This is a genomic window from Luteolibacter algae (genome assembly GCF_042683045.1).
In the GTDB taxonomy this organism is placed as follows: Bacteria; Verrucomicrobiota; Verrucomicrobiia; order Verrucomicrobiales; family Akkermansiaceae; genus Luteolibacter; species Luteolibacter algae.
The window spans coordinates 1-15,392 of the sequence record NZ_JBHUIT010000031.1; the positions used below are offsets into that span (position 1 = coordinate 1).

19 protein-coding genes and 1 tRNA gene are annotated in these 15,392 nt (G+C 50.3%); 11 read left to right on the forward strand and 9 right to left on the reverse strand.

Features of this window, described 5'->3' with window-relative positions; all coding sequences use genetic code 11:
* Nucleotides 1-181: hypothetical protein (locus tag ACFSSA_RS12280; RefSeq protein WP_386820758.1), on the forward strand; the 181-nt coding region annotated here is incomplete at its 5' end.
* On the opposite strand, the gene ACFSSA_RS12285 is transcribed toward ACFSSA_RS12280, so the two are convergent.
* The 5 genes from ACFSSA_RS12285 to folP all read right to left on the reverse strand — a co-directional run bounded on the left by ACFSSA_RS12285 (nucleotide 148) and on the right by folP (nucleotide 3,753).
* Nucleotides 148-900 (reverse strand): tetratricopeptide repeat protein, encoded by a 753-nt coding sequence (locus ACFSSA_RS12285; RefSeq protein WP_386820760.1) that lies wholly within the window; start codon nucleotides 898-900, stop codon nucleotides 148-150. The two genes, ACFSSA_RS12280 and ACFSSA_RS12285, sit on opposite strands and share 34 nt — an antisense overlap.
* A gap of 69 nt (nucleotides 901-969) precedes the next feature.
* Entirely contained in the window at nucleotides 970-1,536 is a 567-nt protein-coding gene (gene mnmM / locus ACFSSA_RS12290) for a tRNA 5-(aminomethyl)-2-thiouridylate-methyltransferase MnmM (protein ID WP_386820761.1), read from the reverse strand.
* Between the two features lie 6 nt (nucleotides 1,537-1,542).
* Entirely contained in the window at nucleotides 1,543-2,532 is a 990-nt protein-coding gene (locus ACFSSA_RS12295) for an NAD(P)/FAD-dependent oxidoreductase (RefSeq protein WP_386820762.1), read from the reverse strand.
* Complete coding sequence (locus ACFSSA_RS12300) at nucleotides 2,529-2,849, reverse strand: hypothetical protein (RefSeq protein ID WP_386820764.1); 321 nt, start codon at nucleotides 2,847-2,849, stop codon at nucleotides 2,529-2,531. The genes ACFSSA_RS12295 and ACFSSA_RS12300 overlap by 4 nt, the downstream gene beginning before the upstream one ends.
* A 73-nt stretch (nucleotides 2,850-2,922) precedes the next feature.
* Nucleotides 2,923-3,753, reverse strand: coding sequence for a dihydropteroate synthase (gene folP, locus ACFSSA_RS12305; protein ID WP_386820765.1), 831 nt, complete (start codon nucleotides 3,751-3,753; stop codon nucleotides 2,923-2,925).
* A gap of 99 nt (nucleotides 3,754-3,852) precedes the next feature.
* On the opposite strand from folP, the gene ACFSSA_RS12310 reads away from it, so the two are divergent.
* From ACFSSA_RS12310 to ACFSSA_RS12345, 8 genes are all read left to right on the forward strand, one after another.
* Complete coding sequence (locus ACFSSA_RS12310; RefSeq protein WP_386820766.1) at nucleotides 3,853-4,365, forward strand: DUF5069 domain-containing protein; 513 nt, start codon at nucleotides 3,853-3,855, stop codon at nucleotides 4,363-4,365.
* Between the two features lie 80 nt (nucleotides 4,366-4,445).
* The gene (gene secG / locus ACFSSA_RS12315) at nucleotides 4,446-4,967 is read left to right on the forward strand and encodes a preprotein translocase subunit SecG (protein WP_386820767.1); all 522 of its coding nucleotides are present in this window, start codon (nucleotides 4,446-4,448) and stop codon (nucleotides 4,965-4,967) included.
* 18 nt (nucleotides 4,968-4,985) lie between these two features.
* A complete protein-coding gene (locus tag ACFSSA_RS12320; RefSeq protein WP_386820768.1) occupies nucleotides 4,986-6,248 on the forward strand; it encodes a rhomboid family intramembrane serine protease in 1,263 nt (420 codons plus the stop codon).
* 74 nt (nucleotides 6,249-6,322) lie between these two features.
* Nucleotides 6,323-7,573 (forward strand): beta-ketoacyl-ACP synthase II, encoded by a 1,251-nt coding sequence (fabF, locus tag ACFSSA_RS12325; protein WP_386820769.1) that lies wholly within the window; start codon nucleotides 6,323-6,325, stop codon nucleotides 7,571-7,573.
* 5 nt (nucleotides 7,574-7,578) lie between these two features.
* Nucleotides 7,579-7,980: an acyl-CoA thioesterase gene (locus ACFSSA_RS12330; RefSeq protein ID WP_386820770.1), complete on the forward strand. Its 402-nt coding sequence runs from the start codon at nucleotides 7,579-7,581 to the stop codon at nucleotides 7,978-7,980.
* Nucleotides 7,977-8,672, forward strand: coding sequence for a 16S rRNA (cytidine(1402)-2'-O)-methyltransferase (gene rsmI, locus ACFSSA_RS12335; protein ID WP_386820771.1), 696 nt, complete (start codon nucleotides 7,977-7,979; stop codon nucleotides 8,670-8,672). The genes ACFSSA_RS12330 and rsmI overlap by 4 nt, the downstream gene beginning before the upstream one ends.
* Before the next feature lie 99 nt (nucleotides 8,673-8,771).
* A complete protein-coding gene (locus ACFSSA_RS12340; RefSeq protein WP_386820772.1) occupies nucleotides 8,772-9,119 on the forward strand; it encodes a DUF6172 family protein in 348 nt (115 codons plus the stop codon).
* 112 nt (nucleotides 9,120-9,231) lie between these two features.
* A tRNA-Leu gene (locus tag ACFSSA_RS12345) sits at nucleotides 9,232-9,314 on the forward strand.
* Between the two features lie 121 nt (nucleotides 9,315-9,435).
* Here the strand turns inward: ACFSSA_RS12345 and ACFSSA_RS12350 are convergent.
* The gene (locus ACFSSA_RS12350; protein WP_386820773.1) at nucleotides 9,436-9,966 is read right to left on the reverse strand and encodes a PEP-CTERM sorting domain-containing protein; all 531 of its coding nucleotides are present in this window, start codon (nucleotides 9,964-9,966) and stop codon (nucleotides 9,436-9,438) included.
* A 204-nt stretch (nucleotides 9,967-10,170) separates the two neighbouring features.
* Nucleotides 10,171-12,234 (reverse strand): CHASE2 domain-containing protein, encoded by a 2,064-nt coding sequence (locus tag ACFSSA_RS12355; RefSeq protein ID WP_386820774.1) that lies wholly within the window; start codon nucleotides 12,232-12,234, stop codon nucleotides 10,171-10,173.
* Between the two features lie 112 nt (nucleotides 12,235-12,346).
* On the opposite strand from ACFSSA_RS12355, the gene ACFSSA_RS12360 reads away from it, so the two are divergent.
* Complete coding sequence (locus tag ACFSSA_RS12360) at nucleotides 12,347-13,285, forward strand: outer membrane beta-barrel protein (RefSeq protein ID WP_386820775.1); 939 nt, start codon at nucleotides 12,347-12,349, stop codon at nucleotides 13,283-13,285.
* A gap of 36 nt (nucleotides 13,286-13,321) precedes the next feature.
* Nucleotides 13,322-14,188: a FecR family protein gene (locus tag ACFSSA_RS12365; protein WP_386820776.1), complete on the forward strand. Its 867-nt coding sequence runs from the start codon at nucleotides 13,322-13,324 to the stop codon at nucleotides 14,186-14,188.
* 84 nt (nucleotides 14,189-14,272) lie between these two features.
* On the opposite strand, the gene ACFSSA_RS12370 is transcribed toward ACFSSA_RS12365, so the two are convergent.
* Nucleotides 14,273-14,749 carry an Lrp/AsnC family transcriptional regulator gene (locus tag ACFSSA_RS12370; protein ID WP_386820777.1) on the reverse strand — a complete coding sequence of 159 codons (477 nt, stop codon included), beginning with the start codon at nucleotides 14,747-14,749 and terminating at the stop codon, nucleotides 14,273-14,275.
* A gap of 152 nt (nucleotides 14,750-14,901) precedes the next feature.
* The gene (gene mscL / locus ACFSSA_RS12375) at nucleotides 14,902-15,327 is read right to left on the reverse strand and encodes a large conductance mechanosensitive channel protein MscL (RefSeq protein WP_386820778.1); all 426 of its coding nucleotides are present in this window, start codon (nucleotides 15,325-15,327) and stop codon (nucleotides 14,902-14,904) included.
* Nucleotides 15,328-15,392: the final 65 nt, after the last annotated feature.

Sequence of the window (15,392 nt, forward strand, 5' to 3'; positions counted from 1 at the left end):
CGGGAAGAATCGCTCCAAACCTGGACAATTCTCCTACTTCATTACAAGCAGATATAGTAATGCCGCAGGCAACAAACTACCTGCGGCAGATTCTTCGATCAATTCGTTGTTTATCGCAGTTGGAGAAAATTACCCGCTCGACACCATCTATTCCGAGGGAGACGTATCCGGCTCACCATAAAAGCTTTTTATGTATCCGAATTCCACTAAAGTATCCTGCCAAGGAGCAAGTATATTGGGATCTCTGAAAATCCTGTTTGCTCTAGCCAGCCATTCTTCTGCTGCAAGAAGATCTTCTTTCTCGTAAGCCAACGCTGCTTGAGAATAATAATAATAAGGAGAGTCGTCTAGATAATCATATTTCTCGGCGAGAATTTGAACCTCGTTTTCGAGTCCTAATTTGATTTTGCCGAGTAGGATCTTGAACTCTACGAGTCGCCCGAGAGAAGTGTTCTTAGGGTCGGTCTTTTTAAGGATTTCTTCAAAAAGATCGTTCGCTTTCTGCCATTGTTTAGTGACGAAATAAACTTCGGCAATATTGAACTGAATGCTCACATTTTCCGGGTTTAGTTCCAAAGCTTTCGCAAATGCGGCAGTAGCTTTATCAAAAGCACGCATTTCCACATAGCAGGAGCCTTTCAAATTCCAAAGTTCAGCGCTATTGACGAAAACTTTTTCTGCTTTGTCCAAGGCTTCTAGAGTTTCGAAAATCCGCTTTTGTTGAAAATAGCGGCTCGCCTCACTGAAATGGGTAATAAATTCTTTCCGTTGGTCTTCCGGAAGATTCAGGAATTCCTTTTGGCTGGGCAAAAGTTGCTCAACAGCCGTTTGGGAGCTGGTGTTATCTTGAGCGTTGAGAGGGCTCATCGCGAGCAGGAAAAACAATGGGATTCTTTTCATGATAAAAGTTTAGGTGCTGTTAAAGCTGAGTTAAGCAGGGATTCCGTTCCTCACAAGGTGGAAGATAGGTTACAACTCCGTCATCTTCTTCGAAATGAGGAAAAATGGTGAGGGCGCTTTTGTGCCGATCATCCCGTAGGATGCAGTTCTTAGGTTTGATTGTTGTTCTAGAAAGGTTTTTACGGACAAAGCTTCGGTTTCGCCTCCCGGATGTCCCGGGTAACAGACCACTGTTAGGATTCCGCCTGGTTTCAATAACACAAGTGAGCTGGAAAGGGCTTTGAGGGTCTCTGCTTCTGTGGTGATGAGATGATGATCAGCGCCGGGTAAGTAGCCTAAATTGAACATGATGCATGCGACGCTACTGGCGGTGACAAGTTCCGAGAGTCTTGAATGACTCATGACATATAAATCCACATTATTAATAAAACCGGCGTCCTGCAACCGGCTCTCGGTGGAGCGAATGGCCTGTTCTTGAATATCAACGGCAATGACACGTCCCCTTGGACCGACCGCCTGCGCGAGAAATAGAGTATCGTGCCCGTTTCCCGCAGTGGCATCAATAACCACGTCATCTTCGTTTAGCTGACTTTTGAGAAGTAGATGAAGGAGTTGCGTGGGACGTGGTGGGAACATGAGCTCTTAATCAAAATGGGAACCGAGTATAAAGTCTTCGTTGGGTTCGATACCTTCTAATATCCAATCGGCCAGCATCGTCGCAAATTTGGGTGCATAGAGCGTGCCTTTTGATCCAAGGGCATTGAAAATCCAGTCGTTATTTTGATTTTTCCCCAAAAGCGGCTGACTCCTCCTCAAAATTGGACGAATTCCAGCCACATGATCGACTATTTCAAAATGGCTTCCTCCTAGTATCCGTGCAATATTCAGTATTCTCTCTTGGCCCGTAGCCGTAGGATATTCGGTGAGATGGTTCCATTCATAAGTGGAGCCCACGCGGAAAAGATTGTTCCCAATCGGGACCAACCAGCCGCCCGAGCCGATTCTGATATGAGTTTCCGGCCAATTGGATTTCACTGTGAGTATTTCGCCTTTGGCGCAACGATGTTGGCCGATCTGATTTTCAATCAAGCCACTGGCTCCCTCGCAGAGGATGTATCTTCCTCCACTGGGACTGCCTCGATGATCCCCAATTTCAAGGAGGCCTCTTTCTGTAAAAAAGGTGGCACTAAGCTTGATGAAATTTGCAGTGTCGATGCGCCCTCCGCCCGTGAGCTCTACTGCAGCCACAAAGCCATCGGGGTGATCCGGAGACGTGTCAGCTATCCAGCGGGCAGTCTGCGGAAGCTCCAGTTTGGCGGCAATCTTGCTCCATTCTTTGTCACTGGAAGCAAGACGAAGTATAGGTAACGGATACCAGAGCTGATGCGCCAACTGTCGTTCAACCCTTAAGTAGAAATCGATGGATTCTGTATAAAAATCTGTGATCCGCCAGCTAGGTTCAAAGTTTTTCCCGGTAATGGGGTTCAGCAAGCCTGCGGCCACCCGGCTGCTACCGCCGAAGCCCCGATCTATGATTTTGAATGGCTCGTTGCGGCCGAGGAATTCCCAGGCCAAACAGGTGCCTGCCAGCCCTTGGCCAATGATCAACCAAGGTTCTCCATTGGGACTCATTTCTTGGGGAATAGATCTACATTCGGATCAATCCAGTCCGCATCATAGCCCTTTGCGTAATTGAACAAATGGCGGTGCATATATTCGAAATAAATTTCTTTCTCCGCTGCGGAGAGACGGTTCCAGATAGTGATGTTAAAAGCCCGGCAAACTTTTTGCATCGTCGCCAAGGTCAGCTGACGCCCTTTTCTCGCTTTCTGAACTTGCTTGTGATTCAGCTGCTCGGTGGATGTCTCGACAAGCTCATGATTGGTTAATCCCCAATTTTCCATAAGAGCATCAAATGGTTGGGTGCCGTGTTCGCGAAGGTCTTCCATGGACGGAGAGTGGACAGGGAAATTTGAAGGATCAATCTCGAAGATACTAAAGATGAAGTTAGGGAGGGGAACGCTAAATCAATGCTTCTGTAATCCTCAGAGCGTGCAGATTTTCTTTTACGGCATGGACCCGATGAAGCATGACGCCACTTCTTCGAGCTAGGGTGGTCATTGCTAGGGTTGCCGCATCGCGTTCGGTGGGTGATTCACAATCAATAATTTTAGAAATGAGCGATTTCCTTGACACTCCCAATAGGAGAGGCGAGCCGATTGGAGAGAGATGGGCGATGTTCTTTAAAATGGCTAGGTTGTGGTCGAGCGTCTTTCCAAAACCAATTCCGGGATCAAAACAGATACGTTCCTTCTGAATCCCAGCGGCCACGAGGCAATCGAGCCTTTCCTGGAAGAAGCCCCGGAGATGGGCAGTGACATCGGAATAAAGCGGAGCATTCTGCATATTGGCAGGGGTGCCCAGCATATGCATGACGACGATTCCGCAGTGGGATTCTACGCAGAGATTGATCATTTCCGGATCGTGAGTCAGACCGGAAACATCATTGATGATATCTGCGCCAGCTGCGAGCGCTGCCTCCGCCACCGGAGCCTTCATGGTATCAATCGAGATCAGCCCGGACCATTCCGCGCGGATTGCTTTGATGACCGGGATAGCTCGCCGGATTTCGACTTCCTGATCGACAGGCTGTGATCCCGGCCGGGTGGACTCGCCGCCTACGTCTATGATGGTGGCTCCTTCGGCGATCATTCTCCCAGCTTGAGCGAGGGCTGATTCCACCCGGGCAAAATTTCCGCCGTCTGAAAAAGAATCAGGAGTGACGTTCAAAATACCCATGATGCGGGCTTTACGGGTAAGATGGAGGTCGTGATTATTGATTTTCCAAATCATTCGTTCAAGAGGGTGTGAAGAGATTCAGTTCACCGCGGGGTAGGACCGTTTCTCGGAAAAAAAACTAGCGTATGGAATGAGAGGTTCCATGATCTCCACATGACATGGAACGATACTTTTCTGGAGCTTTTCGCACGCTGTGCTGCTGATTATCAAGCTAGAAACTTTGATTACGAGAAAGATTACACCGTTCAGGATCTGGCATTTCTGGAAAGTATCGGATACAGGAAAAGAGAGTTTTTTGACTTTGTGGAAGATTATGTTGGCGAAAATGAGCCTTCGCCCTCCACGGCTCTTCTTGTTGCTGCTGTGAGAAGAGACTACTTTCTTGTAGAACAGAACGGGAAATTTAGCGACAATGTCACAGTCGTAGACGATTTGCCGTCATTTGGAGAAGAGTTGGATGGCTTGGCCTATCTGCCCCGTATTCTTAAAAAGGCTAAAGCAAAGCTCCGCGGTGAACTTGATCCGGATATTATGTATGGCTGCGGTGGAGACAGAAACTTCCTGGCCAAAAACGGTAATATTCCCATGGCCGATTTCCTGCGGCATGTGTGGGCTGCCGATGGCGATGACCGAAAGCTCGCGGAGTGGATTAAAAAAGGGGGGTGAAACAGCCCTCAAAATCCGATTGAAAATCTAGAAAGTCCCTGCTTTACAAGCAGGAACCTCATACTCATATTCCGCCGCCCATGATTTTCGCTGCAATTAACTGGCTCAACATTAGTATCGATCTCCTTTTGGTCGTATTTGTCATCGTGTGTTTGCTGATGGCTCTTCTGATCCTGATGCAACGTCCGAAACAAGAAGGTCTGGGCGCTGCATTTGGTGGCGGCGTAACTGATCAGGTCTTTGGTGCCCGCACTACCAACGTTCTTCAAAAGGGAACTGTTTATTTAGGTTCCTTGTTCTTCCTGCTGAGCCTCACCCTCGCTATTTTGATCGGGAAGCAAACTAAACAAAAAAGTCTCTTGGCACCACAGGAGCCTGTTGCGGAAGAAAGTGCCGCTGCTTCCGAGAAGAGCACCCCGGTCGAGACTGCTGCAGAGGAGAAATCGCTGATCGACCAACTGCCAGGTTCCGACGATACGCAGGCCGCAGAACAGGAGCCTGCTCCTGCGGAAGAAGAGGTCGCTGTGCCAGACGAAGTCTCCCCACCTGAAGAAGTAGAGGCACCTGCCGCTGAAGAAAACGAAGCGGACAAATCCGAGTAAGCCTGACGCTTGCAAGGTGTGAAACGTGACCCAATCCTCAATAGCGAGAAAAGACCGGATTTGCCGGTATGGGCACGTGACAACGCTTTCCCTCCAGCCGGGGACGGTTATGGCTGGATCGATAGCCGAGGCCGCCGACATCAGTGCACGGGGTTGGAAGATCTTGCCGATGTGATCCGCAATGACCGTAAAAGTGCGGTCCTATTAATTTGGACTCCGGAATCCGCGCATTGTCGGATCCCGGAGGAAATCAAAGCATTCAAATCCTCAATTACCCAAGTCCGCCGACAATGGGTGGCTGATGACTTGGAGGAATCGCAACAGCGCCTCAAATGGTTCGGCGCCAGTTTGGTAATACTGATCGCATACCTGGCTTTTCAAGGCTGGAAGCATGCGAAGAGTATCGAGTTGGCAAATGGTGTGAGCCTTACTCTCAATGAGGAACTAAGGTGGATACTCGGGTCGCTCTTGCGTTCTACGACTGTGGGTATCGCGTTGCTTGGTTTCCTGGTTTTTGCTTTCATCCCCTGGTATCAAGCTCGGAAAAAATCCAGTGAACTCAAGGCTCGCTCCAAACGTGCCGGGCCGATTGTTCCTCTGATTCGGTTCGAGATATGGCTAGATACCCAGAAAGCTCCGGTAACATGGATATTGCTGGGCTTGATCACGATGGTGGCGCTCGCCCAATTGGTTTTCACCAATTCAGTCCACGACGTCGGTTTGGTGAAAACAGCCTACCGTAGTGGCGAGTTTTGGAGACTCTTCACGGCGCCCATGCTGCATGGAGGTTTTCTACATTACTTTATGAATGCCATGGCCTTGTTGTATCTTGGCAAAAGGGTGGAGGTGTTTGCGCGGTGGCCTCATGTTCCAATGGTGTTTCTTTTCTCCGCGATCGTAGCCGGAGAAGCTTCCGTCCGTTTTACCGATGCCACTTCGGTTGGTGCCTCCGGTGGATTGATGGGCTGGCTGGGATTTCTTCTGGTCTTCGAAACCCTGCATTCGAGCCTTGTTCCAAAGAGCGCAAAACGGCGGCTGATCGGCGGCGTGGTGATGACAGCACTCATTGGGTTGATCGGATATCGTTTTATCGATAATGCCGCCCACTTTGGAGGTTTGATCGCGGGTATGGGATATGCAGCGATCGTTTTTCCAAAATCAGCCTCGGTGGCTAGGCCAAAAATGAACCTTGTGGATAAGACGGTTGGCGCACTCAGTATGGTGTTCATAATGCTTTGCGCAGCATTTACGATTTACAAGATGGCGGGTGGGTTTGGCTGATTTTAAACAATGTGCGCTCGGTGATTCTAATACTTGCGCGGTGGTAAGTTCAGCGTTTAGGCTGCCCCCACAATATGAGTGAGCGACGGGTAGTGATTACTGGCATTGGATGTATTTCGCCTCTGGGAAATGATCTGGAGACAACTTGGGATGGGCTGAAGAATGGCAAAAGCGGCATCCGCCGGATTGAGTCTTTGGATCCTACGCCATTCGAGTGCAAGATTGCCGGAGAAGTGCGGAATTTCAATGCGGATGATTACTTCCGGGTTCCGAAGGACGCGCGTCGCTCAGATCGCTACGTGCAATACGCGGTCGCAGCGTCAAAAATGGCGATGGAAGATTCCGGTTTGGACAAGGAAAAGATCGATCCGCGCCGGTATGGAGTCATGGTCGGGAGCGGAATTGGTGGCCTTTCCACCTTGGAGCGGGAGCATTCCGTTTATCGTGACAAAGGTCCACGACGGGTTTCTCCATTCACCATCCCGATGATGATTTCTAACATCGCTTCTGGAATCATTTCGATGGAGCACGGTCTACTGGGCCCAAATATGGTTATCGTTACTGCCTGTGCTACCTCCAACCACAATATCGGTGAGGCGTGGCGCATGATCAAGTTTGGCGATGCCGATGGTTTTCTCTGTGGAGGTGCCGAGGCGGCTGTCTTGCCAATGGGGCTGTGCGGGTTCGCAAGTATGAAGGCTCTCAGCACCCGCAATGACGATCCCGAGGCGGCGTCCCGTCCGTTCGACAAGGACCGGGACGGTTTCGTGATGGGCGAAGGTGCGGGTGTTGTTATGATCGAAGAGCTGGAAACAGCGAAAGCCCGCGGCGCGAAAATTTATGCGGAACTTATCGGTTATGGCGTCAGTGCGGATGCATATCATCTCAGTGCACCTTCTCCAGATGGTAGCGGTCCCGCTTACGCCATCGGGATGGCTCTCAAACACGGCAAGACCAATCCCGACGAGGTTGATTATCTTAATGCCCATGCCACATCGACAGGCCTCGGCGATGTCGCCGAAACGAAAGCAATCAAGGTGGCATTCGGCGAATACGCAAATAATGGGCTTCTTGTTAGCTCCACCAAATCAATGACAGGGCACATGCTCGGTGCCGCTGGCGGTATTGAGCTTATCGCAAGCGTGATGGGAATCGTGGAAGGTGTAGTTCCCCCAACGATCAATGTGGAAAATCAAGATCCCGAGTGTGACCTTGATGTTGTTCCCAATGTGGCCCGTGAGGTGCCGATCAAAGTGGCACTAAGCAACAGCTTCGGCTTTGGAGGGCACAACGCTTCCGTTCTCGTCAAAAAATTCGAGGATTAACGATTGTGGAAAACATCTGCCATCGGCACACACGCGGGATTGTTTTCTCCGATACTGATGCGAGCGGATGGGTTCATTTCACCAAGATATTGTCGTTTGCGGAAAACGCGGAGCATGAATTCCTGAGATCATCGGGAATTGATGTCTTCGATAGATCGGCAGGGGGCTGGCCTCGGGTTCGGATTGCCTGCGAATACGAGAGGCCACTTACATTCCAGGAGAAAATCGAGGTATGCCTATGTCTCGAAAAGATTGGCAATGGCTCTTTGACCTGGAGATTCTGGATTCTCAAACAGGATGGCAAAGTCGCGGCAAAAGGCGAAATGGTCACCGCAAAAGTGAATGAATCGGGTCGTCCTGAAAGGATTCCCGAAAGGGAGAGAGAGATTCTGGAAGCATTGAAATGAGCGAGAACAAAACGGAAAAGTCCGGCGGGATCGTCCTTGTGCCTACGCCGATAGGAAACTTGGGTGACATAACCCTCCGTGCTCTGGAGGTGCTCAGGAATGCGGATCGGATCGCTTGCGAAGATACCCGCCGCTCGGGGGTGTTGTTGGCCCATCATGGGATCACGGGGAAATCGCTTGTATCACTTCACGAACACAATGAATTGCGCAAAGCACCGGAGCTTGTCACCGCGGCGAAGGCGGGTGAAGTCATCGCATTTATAAGTGACGCGGGAATGCCGGGAATCTCTGATCCGGGTTACCGCTTGGTTCAGTCCTGTATTGAAATGGAGGTTCCGCTGGAGGTTCTTCCCGGCCCCTCTGCGGTTTTGACAGCCCTGATTGGATCGGGTTTGCCGTGCCATGCGTTTCGGTTTGGAGGCTTCCTATCGGTAAAATCCGGGAAGCGCCGCACGGCAATGAGCACTGCGCTTGAGAGTGGCGAAACGGGAATATTTTTCGAAAGTCCGCATCGGATTCTTTCCACGTTGGAAATTCTTCAGGACATAGATCCCAATGCCAAGGTGTGCGTGGCCAGAGAACTCACCAAAAAATTTGAAACTTATCATCGTGGCACTCCTGCCGAGATTTTGGAATGGTTTAAAACCCACTCGGTGAAAGGCGAAATGGTGATTTTGATGAACAAAGGCTGAGTGTGCAGGCGGATCAGCGGCCTAGCGAGAGCTCGGTTTAGGCATCTGGATCAGGGAGAATCATCGACAAACAGCTGCTCATAGCCGACAAGAGCGGGCATGAAGAAATCTTTTCCACTCACCTCTCCGAATCACAAGCCCGCCCGTGTGGTGGAATCTGTAAAGGCGGAAATCAGAAAGTATCTCAAGCGGGAACGGCGCAAGACCTTGCCCGAAGATGTGGATTTCTGGGATTTTGACTGCCGCGCGGGAAAGGCCCCTGAGACGGCGGAGGCAGTCCATGTAAGCGAACTAACCAAGCCAATTGACATAGCGGCACAAGAGGGATGGGAAGCGGTATATATCGAAATTCTTGCAAAGCCGGGCCGTCGCACCAAGAGCCAGGGATCCAGCACCGATAATTCTGCGGCACCCAGCGAAGCAGAAGACGATGAGCTGCCTCATTGAGCTTTCTCCCAGTTTGTGACATTTCCTGTTGGTCTTTACTGGACGTATCGGATGAAACCGGATTGATTCTTTTTTGTCTTCCGGAAGGAAGGTCAACAGCTCCCAAGCAAATGCCGCCGTGGTGGAATGGTAGACACTGCGGATTTAAAATCCGTTGCCCTCACAGGCGTGCCGGTTCGAGTCCGGCCGGCGGTATTTTTTGGATAAGTTTCTAGCTTCCGTTCGGAGAGATATTCTCCCATGGTCCAAAGCCTGCATTGCCAGCAGAAGCTTTTGGAATGGAATTTTGCCGTTGAGCTATTTGCTCTCCACGCGTCTATCTTCGCTTTCTCCGGATCAGGAATCCGGCTACACCAACTGTCGCGAGTAGGGCGGTTGACGGCTCGGGGACAGTTGTTGTCAGGAAGGTGCCGGAAGCGCTTTCGCGCAGATCAGACGCTCCCCAGAACACATTCAATGGCTCGTCGGCTTCTTCCGGATCGAATGCGCCGCTTTCCCAATAGGCTGTCACAAACTTGTCGATCGACTCGCCGGGGGAGAAGCTTTCTCCAAAGTTGACAAAGAAGTAATCTCCCAGGAAAGAGACGCCCGTCGAAGCAATAACGGACCCTGATCCAGAAGGAGATTCCTCAGAAAAGTCATAGGTATCCACAGCATCCGCGGACAGAAGATGCGGTATGGAGAACCCTGGGTCATCGAAAAGCATCGTGCTCGTGAAGTAGATCGAATTATCGTAATAGGCAGGTGTTTCGAACGGGAAAACCCCTTGAATGCGAAAGCCCACGCTATTTTGCGTTAATTCAAATTGGGTGACCGTTATTCCTACCTGCACGACAGCACTGGCCATCCCTGTCAAGATTGAGAAAAATCCTACGCTAAGAAACATGGTGCGGACAGGGGATATAATCTTCATCAGCGCTAGGGTGTTTGTGAGATTTAAGATGTCAACAATATTGAGTTCTCCGATGTCTGATTTATAAATATATGAATATACATGATGAATACTTCAGAGATGTGATGAATTTGTCACGAAATTGTTAGAATGCTTGGCTTACTTTTCGTTGAATTTGATAATTCCATCCCATTGATCCGGACGGTCATTGAGAAATCGCTGTGTATGAGTTGTCAGATTTCGGGCGATGAGGTCATCTGGATAATCGGCGAGATGTTTTTCACAGAGGCAAAGAGCATTCACGAAGTCTCCCCGTTCAAAGCACTCCAGCGCTTTGGTGTAGGATTCCAGTGACGCCGGACACTGGGAGGTTGTCCAAAGATCCACCGGCTCTTGCCGGCCTTTCACGCGCACTCTCGCAATTCGCCGGTGGATCTGGCTTGCTCCCGTTGCCTGGATAAATTGGCCGCTGGCTAGCCAGGGACACGAGAAGGCTTTGGTCATTCCTTCAAGTCTGGATGCAAGGTTGACCGCATCTCCGATCACGCCGAACTCGGTGCGCTGCTCAGAGCCAATTTCTCCGGCCAGCACTTCGCCGAGATGAAGACCGATGCCGATTCCGAGAACAGGTAGGCCTCGCGATTCCCAGTCTTGATTCAGCTTTTCCAGTTCTTCGATCATGGCCTTCGTCGCGGCCAGGGCGGAGGTGGCAAATTGCGATTCGTCGCCATCCTCCAGCGCTCCCCAGTGCGCCAAAATCGCGTCTCCGATGAATTTGTCCAACGTGCCGTTATGGGCAAAAATGATTTTCACCATGGCAGAAAGGTATTCGTTGAGCTGAGAGAAAAGCTGCTCGGGAGAGACTTGTTCCGAGAGAGAGGTGAAGCCGCGGATATCGGAAAAGAGCACGACGACTTTTCGTTTTCTCCCGGACGCAGCTTGTTTGTAGATGCTCGGATCATTCACGAGGGAATCGGCAACATCGCGTGAAACAAATCGGCGGAATTGATGATGGAGTCTGGAGCGTTCAACACGTTCACGGATCAGGTCAAAGGATTGCCCCGAAACGGCACCAACGAAAAGTGCAATCGCGAATGTCCGTGGGCTGAACCAAATACCGAAATGTCTGGCGCACGCAAACGCCGTGAAAAATGATACAACTACAATGGTGACAGTGCTCAGTAGAATAATGATTGGGCGGTTTAGAAAACGGATCAAAATTGCTGCAGACAGGGCTCCGGCGATACCAGACCAAAATATCGAGCCCGCCCACTCGCCGAATGGTCTGCTGACGAAGGCCCGGTCTAGGCCGCTTCCAATGGCCTGGAGGTGTAGCTGCGGACCCATCAGCTGACCGACTGGTGTTTGGTGATTGTCTTGAAAACGAGCGGTGGCCGGGCCGATGAGAACCACTTTGTCCCGGAAAAATTCTCCCGATTTGTATCGGTGCGTCCAAGCATCCGGAAGGAAAATACTGCTGATGGAAAGTGGCTGATAAACCTCATAGGCTTTGCTTCGATCAATCTTCAAGGGATCCACATCGGCTGCCTTTACCGCATAGCGGATCTGAGCTTTTTGAAAAGGAGCTGGTTTACCGAGAGACCGGAGGACCGAGCCGGCGATTGATTGAAACTCTGCTTCCCCAGCTATGGGCGCCTGTCCGTTTTCCTGTGAAAGCGTGCTCGTGTAATCGATCTCCCGGATCAGTAAATCATCGGGATTGGGGCGAAAATTTACAAAGCCCAGCAATGGTGGTGGATCAATGGAGGTGAAGACAGGAGCTGGTTCAATCAGCATAAAAGCATCGCCTTTTCCATCATTCGAACGTGGTGCGAAGACAGTCGCCAGCACGATTTTTCCGGGATATTTCCGTAAAACTTCTGCTAGCGCTTCGTCGGCCTCGGGAGTCGATGGTTCCGCCATTACCAGATCGATCACGACGAGCTTCGCCCCGGCGTTCAAAAGTTTTGTAGCTGTATCCGCATACACCCGTCTGTCCCACGGAAAACGTTTGGACATACGGGTAAGGTTCTCATCGCTTTGGATAAGAGCGGGATCAAGTCCCTGTAGAGTCAGGCTCTCTTCATCAATTCCCAGAAAAACGAGATCCTCGCGGGGACTGGGGTTATTCGGAACATATAATGCGGAATCACCCAATTTCCGGTCACTCGATATAATATGATCCGACGCCGGAGGTATGAATGCGACTAATGCAATCAACATACCTCCAACGAAAGCTGTTAATGCCGAAAGGTATCGGTTCTTTCGTGGCTTTATTCTTGCTCTCACTAGTGTTGTTATCTAGCAATTCAGCGCCTCTACAATAAAACATTTCATGAAAAGCCGATTAATACTTATGTTTCTTGCTGGCGCATTCTCCGCGCAAGCTGACGTTCTCACTCCCGTTCAACGATTTTTTGGAATGGGGGGACAATATCCGGATTATGTGGATGAAGAAGCGAACTTCGGGGAATTTACCACAGAACAAGCTCCGTTTTCACCGGCGGATTCGGACTTTGGTGTTCAGGAAATTCTGGTAAAACGCGGGAGTTCCGTGCCGGTTATCTTTGATTTCGAAACCTCGGTATATCGCACTGACAATGCACCTTCGAGCAGTGGGATTAACGATGATAGCTCATGGGTTTCATCTTCAAGCATGTCTCTGGGTTGGAGACCGCATCTGTTCAGCGGCTGGTTTGCCGATCTTGGGCTCGAGCAGGACTTGATCCGTTTCGATAATTCTTCCGCTACGGATTATGAGAACCTCGGGCTTTATCTTGGGGTTTTCAAGACGCTTCCGGATCTCGACGACACGATTGTCTTCGCAAGATATGAATATCAGCGTCTCACCACCGGTTCTTTCACTGATTCGGATTACAATGCACAGCGTGTCCGTGCAGGTGTGCAAAAGGTGCTCTGGGCGGCCCCACGTCACCAGTTGGCCGCTAGTCTCAGCGGTGCCTATGAATGGACGGCCACTCCGGAGACACTTGAGAGAAACGAAATCGCGCTGGATGTGGCATATCGCTATGCCTTCACCGATGATGTCTACGCATTGGCCACAGCGAGTGCTTCCTATTACAACTATGACTCCGCCGGAAGGGAAGATTGGGGTTATGACGTGGGTGTGGAGCTTATCTGGGAGCTGAACAAAAACTTCATGATCAATGCGTCTGTTTTCTATGATAAAAACGATTCCAATAGCTTGGCAGGCGCGAATGACTTCGAGGCATGGACGGGCGGTCTCGGGCTTGGTGTCCGTTATTTCTTCTAATCCGCGCGCTCAAATTCACAACTTACTGAGAATATTATGAAACGTTACTTTCTTCTTTCTTTCGCCCTCTTTGCGATGAGCGGTGTGCATGCCGCTCCCCTGAAATCCGCTGAGATCACCGCGGTGGTCAATGATGTCAAAATCAGCACGGATTCTTCTTCCGCTCAAACCGCGAGAATCGGTGAAAAACTTACCGTATCTTCTTCGGTTCTGACCGGAAGAAACTCAAGAGCCGAGCTTACATTTGATGATCAGACAATTACCCGTGTGGGTGCAAATTCGATTTTCCGTTTTAGCTCGGGATCACGGGATATGGAAATTCAGCAAGGCTCATTCCTGTTGAATGTCCCAAAAAATGCGGGAGGCGCCACCATCCGCACAGCGACGGTGACGGCTGCGATCACTGGGACTACGACGATGATGGAATATAGTGAGGGCCAATGGTTCAAATTCCTGGTGATCGAAGGCGTGGCTAAGCTCCGTAATCAGAATGGCGATACGATAGATGTGGAGCCCGGCAATATGATCGTCATGCATCCACAGGCGAAAAACTTTCCCGCACCTTTGGTCATAAACCTCCAAAAGCTGGTAAAAACTTCGAAGCTTCTCGATGGAAAATTTTTCAAACCATTGGGCGGAAATGCAAAGCAATTGATAGACCATTCCATTGCTTCCCAGCTGGACCGGAGACGCGTGGGCAAGCTGCTCCCCACCGGAGTGATTGTGCGTGGGCCTGGCCGTCCTTTCGGGAAACCTGATCGTGCTGGTAACAAGGGACCGAGAACAGTCCTACCCCGTGGCGACGGCCACATGGGAAATAATGGCTCTGGCCCGGGGAATTCGTGCATCGATACCCAGGGGATGCCTATACCCGGATGTGATATTTCCGGAAGCGACTTCTGATGGCCTCCTTCCGAATATGGAAAAAAGACCTCTGCGACTCATTCCGCAGAGGTCTTTTTGTTTAAGATGAAAGTAGCGCGTAAATTACGGCGCGACAGCTAGACGATCGGTTTCGTTCTCACGCTCGAAAAGGAAGCCATTTTCCTTATACGTCTTCAGCCGGAAATGAGTTGCTGTGGAGAGAACACCATCCAGTGAGGAAAGCTTCTCCGACACAAAGAGAGCGACCTCTCTGAGATCCGCCCCCTCGACGACGACCATGAGATCGTAACCTCCGCTGGCGAGATAGCATGATACGACTTGGTCGAACCGCGCGATACGCATTGCAAGGCGGTCAAAGCCGCCACCTCTTTCCGGAGTGAGGCGGACTTCGATAAAAGCTGAAACTGAAGTGTCTCCGATGATTTCCGGATTAGTCACCGCATGGTAGCCAAGGATTGTTTGATCTTTTTCCCAGGTCGCGATTTTCTCGGCGACTTCGGCTTCCGTTGAGCCAAGCATCTCGGCCAGTTCTTTAAAAGATGCACGGGCTTTCCGACGGAGTAATGAGAGAAGTTTCATAATGAAAATGTGTTTTTAACGCGAACTGGCAACATCGTATGCCAGCAATGGGAGAGGTCAACGCAAAGGCGTTTCTGATTAAGAACCCTCCCAATGAAAAAGACGGCAGAGATTTCTCCGCCGTCCTTGGGTAGGGTGTGCTTGGCCGGGTCTTAACTCTTTCTCGCAAGAAGATCGCGGATTTCGGTAAGAAGGAGCTCTTCTTTGCTCGGTGCGGGAGGAGCAGGATCCGGCTTGGCCTCTTCTTTCTTGATGGAACCAAGAGCCTTTTTGACGACAATGAATACCGCAAATGCGAGAATGATGAAGGCAATCAGATCAGTGATGAATTGACCGTAACCGATTACCGGTTGCCCTGCTTCCAAGGCATCCTTGTAGGGAAGTTTCACGTCTGGATTGTTCAGGTTGAGATACATCTCGGTGAAATTGATGCCTCCGGTGATTTTCCCCAAGACCGGCATGAACAAGTTTTCAACCATTGATTTGACAACGGTGCCAAATGCGCCGCCGATGATGATACCTACCGCCATGTCGATAAGGTTGCCCTTGAAGGCAAATTCTTTGAATTCTTTGATCATGATTATTAAAAGTTATTTGGGAGTTACAGAAACGCTGCCAGCAGATTGATTTCCCGGCAATTCAA